This window comes from Lacibacter cauensis (assembly GCF_007830055.1).
Classification (GTDB): domain Bacteria; phylum Bacteroidota; class Bacteroidia; order Chitinophagales; family Chitinophagaceae; genus Lacibacter; species Lacibacter cauensis.
The window spans coordinates 370353-385285 of sequence record NZ_VLLE01000006.1 but is presented as its reverse complement, the minus strand read 5'-3'; the positions used below and the strand labels follow the sequence as shown (position 1 = coordinate 385285).

16 protein-coding genes are annotated in these 14933 nt (G+C 42.4%); 8 read left to right on the top strand and 8 right to left on the bottom strand.

The window, feature by feature from the left end; genetic code table 11:
- Positions 1-24 precede the first annotated feature (24 nt).
- The 3 genes from IQ13_RS18225 to trxA all read right to left on the bottom strand — a co-directional run bounded on the left by IQ13_RS18225 (position 25) and on the right by trxA (position 2601).
- Complete coding sequence (locus tag IQ13_RS18225) at positions 25-474, bottom strand: pyridoxamine 5'-phosphate oxidase family protein (protein WP_144888063.1); 450 nt, start codon at positions 472-474, stop codon at positions 25-27.
- A 90-nt stretch (positions 475-564) separates the two neighbouring features.
- On the bottom strand, positions 565-2223 hold the full coding sequence (locus IQ13_RS18220) for a Na/Pi cotransporter family protein (RefSeq protein ID WP_144888062.1): 1659 nt from the start codon (positions 2221-2223) through the stop codon (positions 565-567).
- Between the two features lie 78 nt (positions 2224-2301).
- Entirely contained in the window at positions 2302-2601 is a 300-nt protein-coding gene (trxA, locus tag IQ13_RS18215; protein ID WP_144888061.1) for a thioredoxin, read from the bottom strand.
- Between the two features lie 165 nt (positions 2602-2766).
- Here trxA and IQ13_RS18210 point away from each other — a divergent pair, with 165 nt between their 5' ends.
- Positions 2767-3189, top strand: coding sequence for a pyridoxamine 5'-phosphate oxidase family protein (locus IQ13_RS18210; protein WP_158637439.1), 423 nt, complete (start codon positions 2767-2769; stop codon positions 3187-3189).
- Positions 3190-3205: 16 nt separating this feature from the next.
- On the top strand, positions 3206-4387 hold the full coding sequence (locus tag IQ13_RS18205; RefSeq protein WP_144888059.1) for a phospholipase D-like domain-containing protein: 1182 nt from the start codon (positions 3206-3208) through the stop codon (positions 4385-4387).
- 124 nt (positions 4388-4511) lie between these two features.
- On the opposite strand, the gene IQ13_RS18200 is transcribed toward IQ13_RS18205, so the two are convergent.
- From IQ13_RS18200 to IQ13_RS18185, 4 genes are all read right to left on the bottom strand, one after another.
- On the bottom strand, positions 4512-5522 hold the full coding sequence (locus tag IQ13_RS18200; protein WP_144888058.1) for a metal-dependent hydrolase: 1011 nt from the start codon (positions 5520-5522) through the stop codon (positions 4512-4514).
- A gap of 62 nt (positions 5523-5584) precedes the next feature.
- Positions 5585-5794, bottom strand: a complete 210-nt coding sequence (locus IQ13_RS18195) for a YgaP family membrane protein (RefSeq protein ID WP_144888057.1) — start codon at positions 5792-5794, stop codon at positions 5585-5587.
- Between the two features lie 175 nt (positions 5795-5969).
- Entirely contained in the window at positions 5970-6791 is an 822-nt protein-coding gene (locus IQ13_RS18190) for a universal stress protein (protein ID WP_144888056.1), read from the bottom strand.
- Positions 6792-6889: 98 nt separating this feature from the next.
- Positions 6890-7909 (bottom strand): type-X family DNA polymerase, encoded by a 1020-nt coding sequence (locus IQ13_RS18185; protein WP_144888055.1) that lies wholly within the window; start codon positions 7907-7909, stop codon positions 6890-6892.
- A 124-nt stretch (positions 7910-8033) separates the two neighbouring features.
- Here IQ13_RS18185 and IQ13_RS18180 point away from each other — a divergent pair, with 124 nt between their 5' ends.
- Genes IQ13_RS18180 through IQ13_RS18155 form a run of 6 tightly spaced genes read left to right on the top strand, consistent with a single transcriptional unit; the run spans position 8034 to position 14260 of the window.
- Positions 8034-9131, top strand: coding sequence for a baeRF3 domain-containing protein (locus IQ13_RS18180; RefSeq protein ID WP_144888054.1), 1098 nt, complete (start codon positions 8034-8036; stop codon positions 9129-9131).
- A complete protein-coding gene (locus IQ13_RS18175; RefSeq protein WP_144888053.1) occupies positions 9131-9901 on the top strand; it encodes an outer membrane lipoprotein-sorting protein in 771 nt (256 codons plus the stop codon). The genes IQ13_RS18180 and IQ13_RS18175 overlap by 1 nt, the downstream gene beginning before the upstream one ends.
- Positions 9902-9925: 24 nt before the next feature.
- Positions 9926-11146: an ABC transporter permease gene (locus IQ13_RS18170; RefSeq protein ID WP_144888052.1), complete on the top strand. Its 1221-nt coding sequence runs from the start codon at positions 9926-9928 to the stop codon at positions 11144-11146.
- A gap of 11 nt (positions 11147-11157) precedes the next feature.
- On the top strand, positions 11158-12372 hold the full coding sequence (locus tag IQ13_RS18165) for an ABC transporter permease (RefSeq protein WP_144888051.1): 1215 nt from the start codon (positions 11158-11160) through the stop codon (positions 12370-12372).
- A 10-nt stretch (positions 12373-12382) separates the two neighbouring features.
- A complete protein-coding gene (locus tag IQ13_RS18160) occupies positions 12383-13108 on the top strand; it encodes an ABC transporter ATP-binding protein (protein ID WP_144888050.1) in 726 nt (241 codons plus the stop codon).
- Positions 13109-14260: a hypothetical protein gene (locus IQ13_RS18155; protein ID WP_144888049.1), complete on the top strand. Its 1152-nt coding sequence runs from the start codon at positions 13109-13111 to the stop codon at positions 14258-14260.
- A 19-nt stretch (positions 14261-14279) separates the two neighbouring features.
- On the opposite strand, the gene IQ13_RS18150 is transcribed toward IQ13_RS18155, so the two are convergent.
- Positions 14280-14918, bottom strand: a complete 639-nt coding sequence (locus IQ13_RS18150; RefSeq protein ID WP_144888048.1) for a hypothetical protein — start codon at positions 14916-14918, stop codon at positions 14280-14282.
- Positions 14919-14933: the final 15 nt, after the last annotated feature.

Genomic DNA, 14933 nt, shown 5'->3' with positions numbered 1-14933 from the left:
ATCATGCAGATCAATGAAGTTGGACTATTCTTTTTCGTAACGCCCCGTTTTTTCTGTAAGGAGAATGCGGTAAATAACCGGTTTGGCAGAACCGCTGTTGTGTGTGCGTTCAGGTTCCAGTTCGGGTGGATGTGCAGTAGTACTGATTTTTAATTTCAGCATACGGTCAACAAACAGTTTCATGGCATCGTACCGTTCACGTTCGCCGGTAAGTTCCATGTAAGTACCTTGTGCAATGACGCTTTGCCAGTTTTTATTATTGCTTACAGCGTCTACTTCAAAACAAACCGATGGATTCTTGCGCATGATCTGGATCTTCAATCCTTCTGTTGAATGTGCTATTACACTGCGGCCATCGTAAATATAATTAACCGGCACTACATAGGTTTTACCATTGTAGCTGCAACCAATACGACCGAGGGAACTGCTGTACAGCAGTTCCTCGATCTCTGTTTTACTGAGTATACCAAGCATGGCAATATCATTAACGGAACAATAAAGTTATTCAGCCTTTTGTTGTTTTGTAATGATAGGTGTCATTACCGGTTTTGATGCTGCTCATAGCTACCGGATAAAGCCGGGCAATTCATCAAACTGCTGCGCCTCTTGTTCGGTTAGTAACAGGTCTTTCACCGCAAGCAGCAGCGATTTGTAGGCCGTGTACAGCTCCCGGTTGTAATTGATGATGGTGGAGATTTCTGTTTCGTTTAAATGTTCAATACTGCTTTGCAGGTAGAGTTTTTTCAGCTCCTGCGTATATCGTTCAATGATGTGTTTGTAAAGTTGAATGAGATCTGCTGCTGTTTGTTCTGTTTTTTGCTGCAGCAGTATTTCGTTGAGCGTAGTAAGAATATGTTTGATCTGTTCCCTGCTTTCGGTATAGTAACTGTATTTTTTATCGTTCGATGAGTTGCGCAGGAGGATCGCATCAAGCGAAGCATCTTTAATACTCTTTGCTGCATACATGCCATTGCGTACTGCAGAAATAAAACGTTGCAGGCGCATTGCATCTTCCGGTTGCAACTGTGCAGCCTGTTGCTTTACATAAAAAGCAAGGATATCGCCATGCAGATGCTTAATGAATTCGTATTGCTCTTCTACCGGTTTTTTGTTGAAGGAAGTATTGTTGGCATTTTCAAGATGATTCAGCTCAAAAATCCGTTTGGCGTAATCCGTCACCAGCTGCAGAAAATAAGCCGCTTCTTTTTGCAGCGCTTGCGCTGCCAACTCTGTTTCGCCCGGTTTTATTTTGTGAATGAACAATGTTTCATCGTTACTGCTTTGAAAGCGGTCCGATAAAAATTTTCCAAACGGCTGCAGAAACGGGTAAAACAGTACAATGCTGAAGAGGTTGACGAATATTTGAAACACCACTAAGGCATACACAGGATCGGTAACGCCCAGTTGTTTTGTAATAAGCTTGTCGATTGGAGCGAGTACAAAAATCAACAGCAGCGAAACAAGCACGTTCATTAAAAAATTACCCAGCGCTACACGTTTTTTGGCCGCAATACCTTTTGCCGATGCAATAAAAAGTTTAATGGTGGTGCCAATTTCTGCACCAAGTACAATCGCCATAGCCGGTTGTAATTCGATGGCATGTGCATGTAATGCAGCAAGTACTAATGCAATGGTTGCAGAACTGGCCTGTATCAAAGCAGTGATCAAAACACCGATCAATAAAAACAGCAATACCGAATAATCGTTAAACCTGCTGAGATCGGTTTGCTGTACCATCGATTCTACAGCGGTTTTCATAAAGTTCAACCCCACAAACAGGAAGCTGAAGCCCAGGAAAAATTTACTCAGCTGAAACCATTTGCTGTGCTTGTTCAGCAACATCATAGCAATACCGGCAATGCCGGTGGCTGGCAGTGCAAGATTTTCTAAATTAAATTCAAAGCCAACTGTTGCCACAATCCAACTGGTAAATGTTGTACCGATGTTGCTGCCCAGCATCATGGCCAAACCATTTTCCATTTGTATAATGCCACTACCAACAAATGCCAGCAGCATCAGGTTTACAACGCTGCTGCTTTGCAATACAGCTGTAACAAGAGCTCCTGCACCAATGGCTTTTAATTTATGCGTAGTGTGTTTACGCAGAAATAATTTAAACGGCCTGCCCGCCAGCAATTGCAATGCTTCTTCCAGCATCATCATGCCTAACATAAAAATGGCAACACCGGCAAGCACTTTCCAAAAATCGAATAATGAGATCATGCGGAATTAAGGTAAGCAAAAACAGTTATAAAAAAGCCGGGCCAAAGCCCGGCGATAACCAGCTGTTCTGAAAGCAATTCAGCTCATCACTGTATTGAGGTATTGTAATATTTCGTGTGCAGGTACCACGCCGCTTTTACGCCAGATGACTTGTCCGTCTTTAAAAATCATAAGCGTTGGTACTGCCTGTACTCCATAGCGATGAGTAAAACCGGGATTCTTATCGATATCCATTTTCAAAACAGTTATACGGTCGCCTGCCGCATCTTTCACCTGTTGCAGTACGGGAGTCATCAACTTGCAGGGCCCACACCACTCTGCAAAAAAATCAACAACCACCGGCTTGCTGCCGTATATATGTGATTCGAAATTATTCATACACTAAATGTATTATTTAGAACTGCATTTTGCTATGAGATGTGTCAACAGAGCAATTGATGCTCATCAGCAACAGCCGGAAAAGGTAAAAGTAGATTTATAGAATCAACAATTCCTCACCCTTTAATATCGATTGCCATGCTGGGAAGTTTAAATGAGCAGCAGATGAACAATTTGCTCGCAAGCCAGGTTGTAGGCCGTTTGGCCTGTACCGATACGGTGCAACCTTATCTCGTGCCCGTTACCTATGCATTTGATGGTGTAACTATTTACGGACAAACAAACGAAGGCATGAAGTTGTCGTTGCTTCGCAAAAATCCAAACGTATGTTTTGAGGTGGATGTAATGCATGATATGGCCAACTGGCAAAGCGTAATTATCCGGGGCCGCTTTGAAGAGCTGAAAGATGAAGCTGCAGAAAAAGCACGCACAGTTTTGTTTAACCGTGTGTTTCCGCTAATGACGAGTGCTACAGTGCATGGCGAACATCATGAAGTGGATCATGAACTGGATGATGAAAACAGGATAAAGCCCATCATGTATAAAATTGTTATAGAAGAAAAAACAGGAAGGTTCGAAAAAAGATAATCTGTAAATTGGCTGCATGTCGGGTGGTAAACTATTTCCTGTTTCTTCAGCCTACAGTACCCATAACGAGGTGCAGTTAATCCGTGGCGGTACAGCTTATTTTACTACGCTTCTTCAACTTGTAAACAATGCACAACATACGGTGCATTTACAAACCTATATTTTTGATGCAGACGAAACAGGTACGTTGGTAGCTGATGCATTAATGGCTGCAGCAAAAAGAGGTGTGCAGGTTTTTTTATTACTGGATGGTTATGCATCGCAACATTTACCAGAAGCATTTATTCTGCAACTGAAACAGTCCGGTATTTTTTTCCGTTGGTTTGAACCGGTTTTTCGCAGCAGGCATTTTTATGTTGGCCGCAGACTGCATCATAAACTGCTGGTTGTTGATGCGGTGCACAGCATGGTGGCAGGTGTAAATATTTCCAACAGGTATAACGATATGCCCGGGCAGAAAGCATGGCTCGACTGGGCAGTTTATGCAAAAGGCGAAGTAAGCGCCGAGCTGTTTAATTTGTGTATAGAAGTATGGAACAAAGCAGGCTGGGGCAAAAAAAAGAAACAGCAGTTGCAGATTGAAGCGCAACTGCATTTGCGTGGCGAAGAATGTTTGGTGCGTGTGCGGCGTAACGATTGGGTGCGCAGAAAAAACCAGATCAGCCGCAGTTACCTCGAGATGTTCCGAAAAGCCAACTCGCATATAACCATGATGTCGAGTTATTTTTTGCCGGGTACTCCCTTTCGCCGTAACCTGGCGCAGGCTGCAAAACGTGGTGTTGTGATAAAAGTAATTACTGCAGGCACCAGCGATATATCGATGGCCAAACATGCCGAACGTTATTTGTATCGCTGGATGTTTCGCAACAATATTCAGCTGTACGAATACCAACCCAATGTATTGCATGGGAAACTCAGCACTTATGATGGCAAGTTCGTAACCATCGGTTCGTACAACATTAATAACATCAGCGCTTATGCAAGTATTGAATTAAATCTTGATGTACAGCATGCAGCTTTTGCCCAACAGGCCGAAAAAGTGTTGGACGAGATTATCCAAAATGATTGTGTACAGATTACCGAAAAAGAATTTGAAAAACACAACACCCTCATCAAACGTATCTGGCAACGGCTTTGCTACGAAATGATAAGGCTGATCTTTTTCCTGTTTACATTTTATTTCCGGCAAAGAAGCTGAGGATGGTCGATGGACGATAGTCGACAGACGACAGTGTTACGCTGCTTGCTTCAAGCTGTACGCTGTACCCATAACCAGAAACAATAAACTAAAAACAAGAAACCAGAAACCGGCAACAGTTTCCTCAATTCCCCCTTACTCTCTTCAACAAGTAGAGCACTTCTTCTTTGTTCCATCCGGTGAAGCGACCACGTTGTACAATCAGTTCGTTGTTGTCGGGATGTTGTAAAAAATAATGGAAGACGAATTTCTCCCTGGGATTACGCCAGCCGAGAATTTGTCCGAAGCGGAGATCGTTGAACACCAATGTATCGTTCCATTTTTCAACTGTATAAAACTGTTGCGAAAAGCGAATGAGTTGCTGCAGATCTTCATGATCGGCTACCGGCTTTAATAACGAATCGTTACGGGGAAAGAAAGTAAAATCAATTTTCGGATTGCTGTCGAACACCGAACGAAAACCAACATAGTATCCGTTATCATCACCACTTACTACATACCACAGCCAATTGTTCAGCGGTGATGGGGTAGTGAAGTAACGTTGATGCGGAATGTGCTGTTCTGCAAACTGCTGCCGTACATCTTTATCAATACTCAGCTTATTGGTTACGCAGTAAGCCAGATAAATGAAGGGAATAAACACGCCGATTTTCCATAATAACGAACGCAACCGATGATGACTGTGAATGATAAATAATACCAGAAATGCAATGCCTGGCCATATTGAAAAGAACGGATCGGCTACATACAAGGTATTGAACGAAAAACGCACATCGCTGAAAGGTACCAGCCAGCCTACACCATAATTATTGAAGCCATCGAGGAACAAATGCATCAACACTTCGGCTGTAAAAAACAACATCCACTTTTTAAACGTAATGTTATGCGGACGATGAATTTTCTCTGCTGTCATTGCCATAATGGGTACAATCAGTATCGCAAATAAAAGCGAATGGGTAAAACCCCGATGCGCCAGCAAATCATCTGCTGTACTCATCCAGAACGAAGCAACAAAATCAATATCGGGAATACTTTGCGCCAAGGCACCCCATAGCATAGCTTTTTTGCCGAAGCCTTTTTCAAAAAAAGCTTCGCCAATACAGGCACCCAGTGCAATGTGTGTAATTGAATCCATAGTACTGTTTACCCTGTGAAATTACAGGAAACTACGGTTACAAGTAGTTGCAGTATGGCTGGCTATTTTGTTTTTGTACTGCAGGTGTTTATACCAAAGAGTGTATACAGTGGACAAAAACTTACCAGGCTGGTTAATGCAAATACAGCAGCCACAACAAGTGCTACAATACCCCATGTATCGGTAATAATATTCTGGAACCAAAGGAAAGCCAATACACCTGCAATTACGAGGCGAATAATTCTGTCGGTATTACCCATGTTCTTTTTCATATACTTCTGTTTTTTATTTCAGTAAAACTATAGAGCAGAAAATCCAGTCTGTGTGAAGTTTGTCACAAACGATACTGATTCAGGTTGTGGCAAATACTGATCATCAACATAAAAAAAGAGGGGCCGATTGACATCGGCCCCGAACAATCACCAACCAAATTGCTATCTATCTGTGTTATCTGTGTGCAATAAATACCGGAAGCTTATGCTCGGTAATAACATCTTTCACCATGCTCTTTCTTACAAGTTCCGAGAGGGCAGAGCGGCCAAAACTTCCGGCAACCAGCATGGCTGCATCCCGGTTGTTCATCCACGTGCTGAAGTACCTGTCGGCACTCATATCCAGTTTCATCAATGTAAGATCACTGAAGTGTCTTGCAGTGAGCTCTTCGATGTTTACCTGTTGTGGAAGATCGTTTGTGCCATCTTTGTGTATGTACACCAGCAGTGTTGGTTTCTTCGCCAGATCGGGGAAGAGGTAGGCAAACTGCTTAATGGCATATACACTCGAATCGCTGCCATCGTAACAAAGAACATTGGTTTTTGGAAATTCATAGTTTTCCGGAACCACAATTACCGGGCACTCCGATTTGTGTAAAACATCGTGCAGATAATCGTTGAGCTTACCACTCAGTTTTTCATAAAACACTTCACTGCCTATAATCAACACATCGGCAAACCTGGTTTCTGCTTTAAGCTCAGGTAAAGCAAAATCAAACGTGTCTTCGTGAACACGGTATTCAATATTGTGTTTTTGACAAAGGGTTTCGAATTTTGAAATATTCGCCTTCATTACTTCGGTATCACGTTCTTCCACCAGCGGAACAAACATGGGGCCACTCATACCATCGGCATAACTCCACATATTTGCTGCCTGTGCTTGTGGTAAGAAAGCGCCGGTAACCAGTACAGGCTCTATCTCATTCAGCCAGCGGGCAAATTCAAATGCTCCGTTCGAAAAATGAGTGCCGTCGAAAGCCAGCAAAATCTTTTTCATAACGAATGATTTTGTTTGTTAAAGATGAGGTTGTTTGCTGCTACAGTTTATGACCCGCAACAGCGTATTTGCTGATTCCAGTCAGCAGCATTTTTTATTTAATATGTAGCTCCATTGGACAATTGTTTAGCCCGTTCAATTTCGCCTTGATTAACTCGTTGTTCGGGTGGTATATAATGTAAGCCCAGGTAATTGTACATTTCTTGTTCGGTTGCGCCGGCTACCCGTTTGCCTTGCTTGGTAAAAATGCCGTACTCGTTAATTTTTAATCCACGTTCTCTGGCAATGCTGCGCAGCTGAATGTTATGTTCTTTCGATCCGGTAAAATAAAGCATCGCTGCTCCAAACTCGTCATCCCTTACAATCCTTGCATCAACCTGTATATGCTTCGGCGCCAACACAATACTGATCTTGGTAGTTCCTGCAGCAATCACTTTTTCGATACCCGGCAATGCAATCAATTTGCGTACAATTTTTTTCCTGTCTTTTGCATCTGTTGTTATAACCAGGTCAATATCGCCGATCGTTTCTTTTCTTCTTCGCAAACTGCCTGCCAGTTCTGCACGTTGTACACCCGGTATGCTGCGCACTTGTTCAACAAGTTTATTTGCAATTTGCTCGGCTTCAGCTAAAGGAAGTCGTTGACGATCTTCTTTTTCCAGTTTTAAGGCCCGCAGCATATTGCTGATTTTTTTTGACCCGAAACCTTTCAAATGCTGTAACCTGTTTTGCTGCAGTGCTTCTGCTAATTCTTCGAGTGTGCCAATGTGCAGCTGCTTATGTAAAGTTCGTAAAGTTGCCGGACCAAAACCTGTGATGTTCATCAGTTCCAGCAATGCAAACGGTACTTTCTTTTTCAGCTGCTCATAAGTTTTAATGGTTCCTGTCTGTAAAAATTCAAGAATCTTTTCAGCAATACTTTCACCTACGCCCTGCAGTTCATCGAGCTTGGCAATGTTGTTGTACACTGCTACATCTTCGGGCATGTTGTAGAGCATTTTGGCTGCGTTTTCATACGCAAGGGCACGAAACCGCTCTTCCTTGCCAAGGTAGTTGTAACAATCGGCCATGCTGTGAAAGATGGCTGCGAGTTGCAGGTTATGTGCAGGATGTAACATGTATTCAACAAAGAAACTCTATTCTGCAGGCTGTTTACGATGAGTTGAATCAAAGAATTCTGTGATGTCAATCATTTTTATTGTAAATAATTGCAAGTAGCTTACCTCTCTTAAATACAGCGTTATGAATACAACAATTGCTCCCGAAATAAGAGAAGTATTAGAAGCGCTTCATTACAGGCCTGCCGTTTCTATCATTCTTCCGTTTGAACCCAAGATGGGTTTAAAAGCCGAACTGCAATACAGTCTTAAGCATGCTGCTAAAAAAGTACAGGATACTTTGCAAGCCGATTATCCACCTGAATTATCAGGACTTGTGATGCAGAAGTTGCAGCAGTTAATTGATAAGATCGATTACACTACTTATAAAAAAAGTATTGCGCTTTTTGTATCGCCTGTTTTTCAAAAACTGCTATACCTGGATGTGCCGGTTGAAGAGAAGATTATTGTTGATGAATCATTCGAAATACGTGATCTCATCTACAGTAAAAAACAATTGCATAAATACCTGGTGCTGCTGCTGAGCGGAAAAGAGATGCGGATGTACCTGGGTAATGGTGGCGAAATGGTACGCATTGTTTCCGACAAACCCGAGCATGTGGAAGCATACGAAAATGAAATGCCCGAACGTGTAGCTAATTTCTCTGATGTATCAGACCGGAAAGAAATTATGCTGGAGAAATTTCTGCGTCATGCCGATCAGTCATTAGATATGGTATTGAATGCATATCCTTTGCCTTTGTTTGTATTGGGTACCGAACGTGTAATCGGCAGATTTAGACAGTTAACCAAACATGAAAAATCAATTGTAGATGTACTGCATGGTAATTATGAAGAAGCTACAATGCCGGTGTTGGGTAAAGTGCTTGCGCCGGTAATTAGTGATTGGAAGAAAGTGACGGTGAAAGATCTGCTGAACCGTATTGAAGAAGCTGCCAATAAAAAGAAGCTGGCTGTGGGTATTAAAGCTGTCTGGCACGATGCTATCCGCAAAAAAGGACAGTTACTGATTGTAGAAAAAAACTACATGTACCCGGCACAGCACAGCGATACTGCAGAGCATATTGAAGGTACAGAAGGGCTGTATAATCGTTTCTCTTATATCAAAGATGCAGTGGATGATGTAATGGAAAAAATACTGGAGTATGGCGGCGATGTGGAGTTTGTAGATGAAGGAGTGTTGGATGCGTATGAGCACATTGTACTGATTAATTATTATTGATGGACGATACCGGATATCCAAGACAAATTTGTAAGCAGGTACTTGTTATCATCGGGTGCCTGCTTCCTTTTGTACAGTTTGCGCAAACCGCTGCAGAAATTGTACAGAAGGCCGATGCGAAGATGAGAGGTAAAACAGCAATTGTCGAAATTTCGATTAAAACCATTCGGCCGGGCTGGAGCAGAAGCATGGATGCAAAAGCATGGACCAAGGGAACAGATTATTCGCTTATACTCGTGCAGGCACCTGCAAAAGATAAGGGCATTGTTTTTCTGAAACGTAAAAAAGAAGTATGGAACTGGATGCCTTCGCTGGAGCGTACCATTAAACTGCCACCCTCGATGATGAGCCAGAGCTGGATGGGTACTGATTTTACCAACGACGACCTGGTAAAAGAATCGTCTGTTGTAAATGATTACGACCATACCCTCCTTGGCGATACAGTTATCAGCGGCCGCAACTGTTACATCATCCGTATGATTCCAAAAGCAACTGCCGCAGTGGTATGGGGAAAGCTGATTGTTTGTATTGATAAAACAGATTTCCTGGAACTGCACACCCGTTTTTACGATGAAGAAGGCGTACTCATCAACATCATGAATGGCTATGATATTAAGCTGATGGATGGGCGGTTGATTCCTACACGTTTTGAAATGATTCCGGTTGAAAAACGAAATCATAAAACAGAAATGATTTACCGTTCAGTACAGTTCGACCGTTCAATTGAGGATGGATTTTTTACAACCGAAAAAATGAAGACGATTCGTTGATGCCGAAGCATAAACAAACAACAAATGAAATGGCTGGCAAAACTGGCATGGAAGAATATCTGGCGCAACCGCAACCGAACGATTATCACAATGGCATCGGTTTTTTTTGCGGTCATTTTATCGGTTTTAGCAAACAGTCTGCAAACAGGCACATTCGATAACCTGGTGAAAAATGTAGTTAGTTTTTATACCGGTTACCTGCAGGTACACAAAGCCGGTTACTGGAACGAACAAATACTGGATAACAGTTTCGAAGTTTCTGCTTCAACCAAACAAAAAATTCTTTCACAACAAAACATCCGTGCAGTAGCTGCAAGGCTCGAATCGTTTGCATTGGCTTCGTCGGCCGATGTAACCAAGGGATGCCTTGTTGCAGGTATTGATGCTGAAGAAGAAAATAATGTAACAGGATTAAAACAAAAACTTATCGCCGGTTCTTATTTGCAAGCTGCAGATGCCGGTGTGTTACTTGCACAGGGACTTGCTGATCGACTTCAACTGAAAGTAAACGATACCATTGTATTAATTGCAAAGGGCTATCACGGTGCAACAGCTGCAGGTAAATATGCTGTAAAAGGAATTTTAAAATTCGGATCGCCCGATTTAAACGACAAAGCGCTGCTTATGGCACTCGTAACAGCACAGGATTTTTATGGTGCACCGGGTATGGTTACTTCGTATGTGCTTTCGTTAAACGAAACAAAATCATTACAGGCAACAGCAACAACCGTTCAACAGGCATTGGGCAGTAATTATGAGATAATGACCTGGGAGCAACTTATGCCCGATATTAAACAACACATCAAGGCCGATGCCGATAGTATGCGGTATGTGCTGGGTGTGTTGTATATGCTTATTTGTTTTGGTGTATTCAGTACACTGCTGATGATGATGGTTGAAAGGAAATATGAAATGGGGATGCTGGTAGCCATTGGTATGCATAAACGGTTGATGATGCTGTTACTGTTAATAGAATCGCTGCTAACAGTGCTCGCCGGTTGTGTGTTGGGTATTCTTACAAGTGTACCCATCGTGTACATCATGCAGAAGTATCCCATTCGTTTAAGTGGCGAAAGTGCAAAGGCCTACGAACGGTTTGGATTCGAAGCTATTTTTCCAACATCAACAGATGCTTCTATTTTCATCAGCCAGGGATTGATTGTGCTGGTGATTGGTTCGGTGCTATCGCTGTACCCCGTGTATAAAGTTTTTCGCTTGCACCCTGTTACAGCAATGAAACGATAAATAAAGTGCGTATGGTTTTACGTATGGCATGGCGGAATATCTGGCGCAACAAAATGCGTAGCCTGGTGATCATGTTCTCCATTGCTACCGGTTTGCTGGCAGGCATTGCCGTACTTTCTTTGTACGATGCCATGATGAACAGCCGTGTGCGTACAGTGATTGATTCAGAAGTGGCACATATTCAACTGCATCATACCAACTTTAAAAAAGATTACGATCCGAAGTATGTTATTGCCAATGGCGATGACGTGTTGCAGGCAATAAAAAAAATGCCGCAGGTAAAAGCAGCAACGGCACGAAGTATTACGACAGGTATGCTGGCAACTGCAACCGGTAGTGCAGGGGTAACCATTAACGGAATTATACCGGAAGAAGAATACAAGGTGTCGCAGTTAAAACAAAAGTTAACAGCCGGGAAGTTGTTCGATGAAAATAAAAAAAGCCAGGTGATGATCGGGAAAAAACTGGCAGTAAAAATGAAATTAAAGCCGGGATCAAAATTAGTGCTGACGTTTACCGATACATCAGGCGCCATTGTTTCAGCAGCATTTCGGGTTGCAGCCATTTATGAAAGTGCTAATGCGCCACTTGATGAACGCAATGTGTATGTGCGTATGAATGAGCTCAACGAATTGTTGTTAAGCAACGCTTCTTTTCATGAAATAGCGGTGTTGCTGAGCAAAGATGAAACGTTGAAAACTGTACAGCAAAACATGCAGCAGCTGTTCCCTTCTGTATTGGTTGAATCGTGGAAAGATATTTCGCCTGAAACAGATCTGATGGTTGATACGGTAGATCAGTATTCGTACATCATCATGATCATTATTATGCTGGCATTGGCCTTTGGCATTATCAATACCATGCTGATGGCTATTCTTGAACGCACTCGGGAAATAGGAATGATGATGGCGCTTGGCACCAATCGTTCAAAGCTTTTTATCCTGGTATTATGTGAAACATTGTTGCTTACGCTGGCAGGTACACCCATTGGAGTGCTGATGGGTTGGTTGCTTACTGCTTACTTTCATACAAAAGGGCTTGATCTTTCCGGCTGGGGAAAAGAGATGATGAGCAATTTTGGTTTTGGCACTATGATTTATCCCGAATTTCCTGCCGAACGATTACCGGCTGTACTGCTGATTGTAACAGCTACTGCACTTGTTTCCTGTTTGTTTCCTGCTGTAAAAGCATTGAAGCTGCAACCTGTTGAAGCATTAAGAAGATAAACTACAGAACATGAACAACACAGTCATTGATGTACATAATATCAGCCGGGTTTACAACCCCGATACCATACCTGTATATGCTGTAAACAATGTGCATCTGCATTTGCAACGTGGTGAGTTTACTGCGTTGGTTGGTCCTTCGGGTTCGGGTAAAACAACATTGCTGAACATGATTGGCGGATTAGATAAGCCCGATGCAGGCACCATTATCATCAACGGAATGAATATTACAGAACTGTCGCCTCGTGAGCTGGTTGATTTTCGTTTACACAATATTGGCTTTGTGTTTCAGTCGTACAATTTAATTCCTGTGTTAACAGCAAAAGAAAATGTGGAGTTTATTATGTTGCTGCAAGGGAAAAGCAAACAAGAACGGGACCAACGTGTACAACAGCTGTTTAAAGAAATTGGAATGGAAGATAAACTCAATGTACGTCCTGCACAATTATCCAGTGGTCAGCAGCAACGTGTAGCAGTTGCAAGAGCATTGGCTTCGAAACCACAGTTTATTTTAGCCGATGAGCCAACAGCTAATCTTGATTCAAAATCTGCTGCTAACCTATTAGATATTATGGCGCTGCTGAATGCAGACGAAAACATCACTTTTCTTTTTTCAACACACGATCAACGGGTTATTAACAGGGCAAGGCGTGTAATTACATTGGTTGATGGCAAGATTGCTTCCGATACTGCAGCAGTTGATATCAGTCAACCGCATAAGTTTGAAACGGTATAAATGAAAACGATATGTTTGATAGCAGTTGTTTGTCTTGCTGCAGTTTGTTACGGGCAGGATAGTGCTTCACAAAAATCAAAATGGGAAGTAAACGGCTATCTCAAAAATATGCAACACATCAGTTTCGATCATTTGTACAAACAGGATGTATCGGGTAACCTGCTGCACAACCGCATCAATCTGAAATGGATGCCTGCTGATGAAATAACTGTCGTAGCACAGTTGCGTAACCGTATGTTTTGGGGTGAGGAAATAAAACGTACGCCTCAGTTTGCAACCTTGCTCCGAAACAGCAATGAGAAACTGAACATGCAGGTGCTTTGGATCAACAGCCCGTCAGTAATAATGCACAGCAACACCGAGCGTTTGTATATCGACTACCGTAAAGAAAAGTGGAATGCACGGCTTGGAAGGCAACGCATCAACTGGGGTGTAAGCACTACCTGGAATCCGAATGATGTGTTTAACTCGTACAACTTTCTCGATTTTGATTATGAAGAACGTCCCGGAGTAGATGCCGCAAAACTGCAATACCAGTTCAGCGATTTTGGAACGGTGGAGTTGGCTTATGCTTCTTCTGCAGGAAAAAAAAGCGATATTGTAGCAACACGTTTTTCTGCAAACAAATGGAATTATGATTTGCATGCAATAACCGGAGTAGTGCAACAGCAAATAACCATTGGAGCAGGATGGGCCGGAAGTATAAAGGAGAGTGGATTTAAAGGCGAGTTACAATATTATTTTACGCATCATGCCCTGAAGGAGCGATTGAATATTGTGCTGGAATGGGACAGGGTGTTTAAAAAAGGCTGGTATACCAATGCAAGTGTTTTGTACAACAGCCTGGGTATCGATACAGTAGTTAATAATTTTTATACAATCGATCTCAAACTGTCACCACAAAACCTGATGCCTACCAAATGGAATCTGATTGCTACCGCTTCGAAAGAAATAACTCCGTTATTATCAGCGAATACAAGTGTGTTGTATACACCGGGTACCAATTTACTAATCCTGTTGCCTTCACTGCGTTACGATCTTGCAACCAATTTAACCGCCGATCTTATCGGGCAGAGTTTTTTTGCCCAACAGGAAAACAGGTTTCGTGCAATCAGCACCCGGTGCTTTTTACGGATCAAATGGAATTTTTAGAATCACTCGCTGCAAGTGTTTATTGTTGCAGCAGAATATTATTCTTCACAATGTCTGCAATAATCAATCTGCCGTATTCATGTCCCAGGCTTTCGGAATTTGCAGGGTCGAACGATTTTGTTTGTACCGAGTACAACAAGGATTGTGTGCTTACTTCGTACACATTGCTTTCCCAGAAATACCGTGTATCGGTTACATAATAGCCGGGTTCGTAAATACGATAGTTCAATGTACCGTAATATGGCCAGAAACGGTTATAGTACATCACATAAGGTGAGTAGTACATGCGGCCGGGCACATAGTTGCGTTCTTTTTGTTTGTCGAGTAGCACAATGGTTACCACTGCATCAATATTGCTTTGCTTTAGTCTTGCAAGCGCTTCTGCTTCGGTTACATTGCTGAATGCTTTTGGGCCAAACTCCTGCAAACTGCCCACAGCATTGTAGCCTTTGCTTTTCAAATCATCCACCAAATGTGCTTCCATTTTTTCCTGCAGGCTGCGGTCGCTGTCTTTAATTAACCCCAGCACCAGTATTTTGCTGTAGTGTTTGGGTTGAACATTGGCAGCCTTCCAGCTGCTGGTAATTTTTGTGGTGCTGCATGCTGTTACAAACAACGATGCCAGCAGCAACAAACCGATCTGTTGAATCGTTTTCATATAATTGCTTTTTAA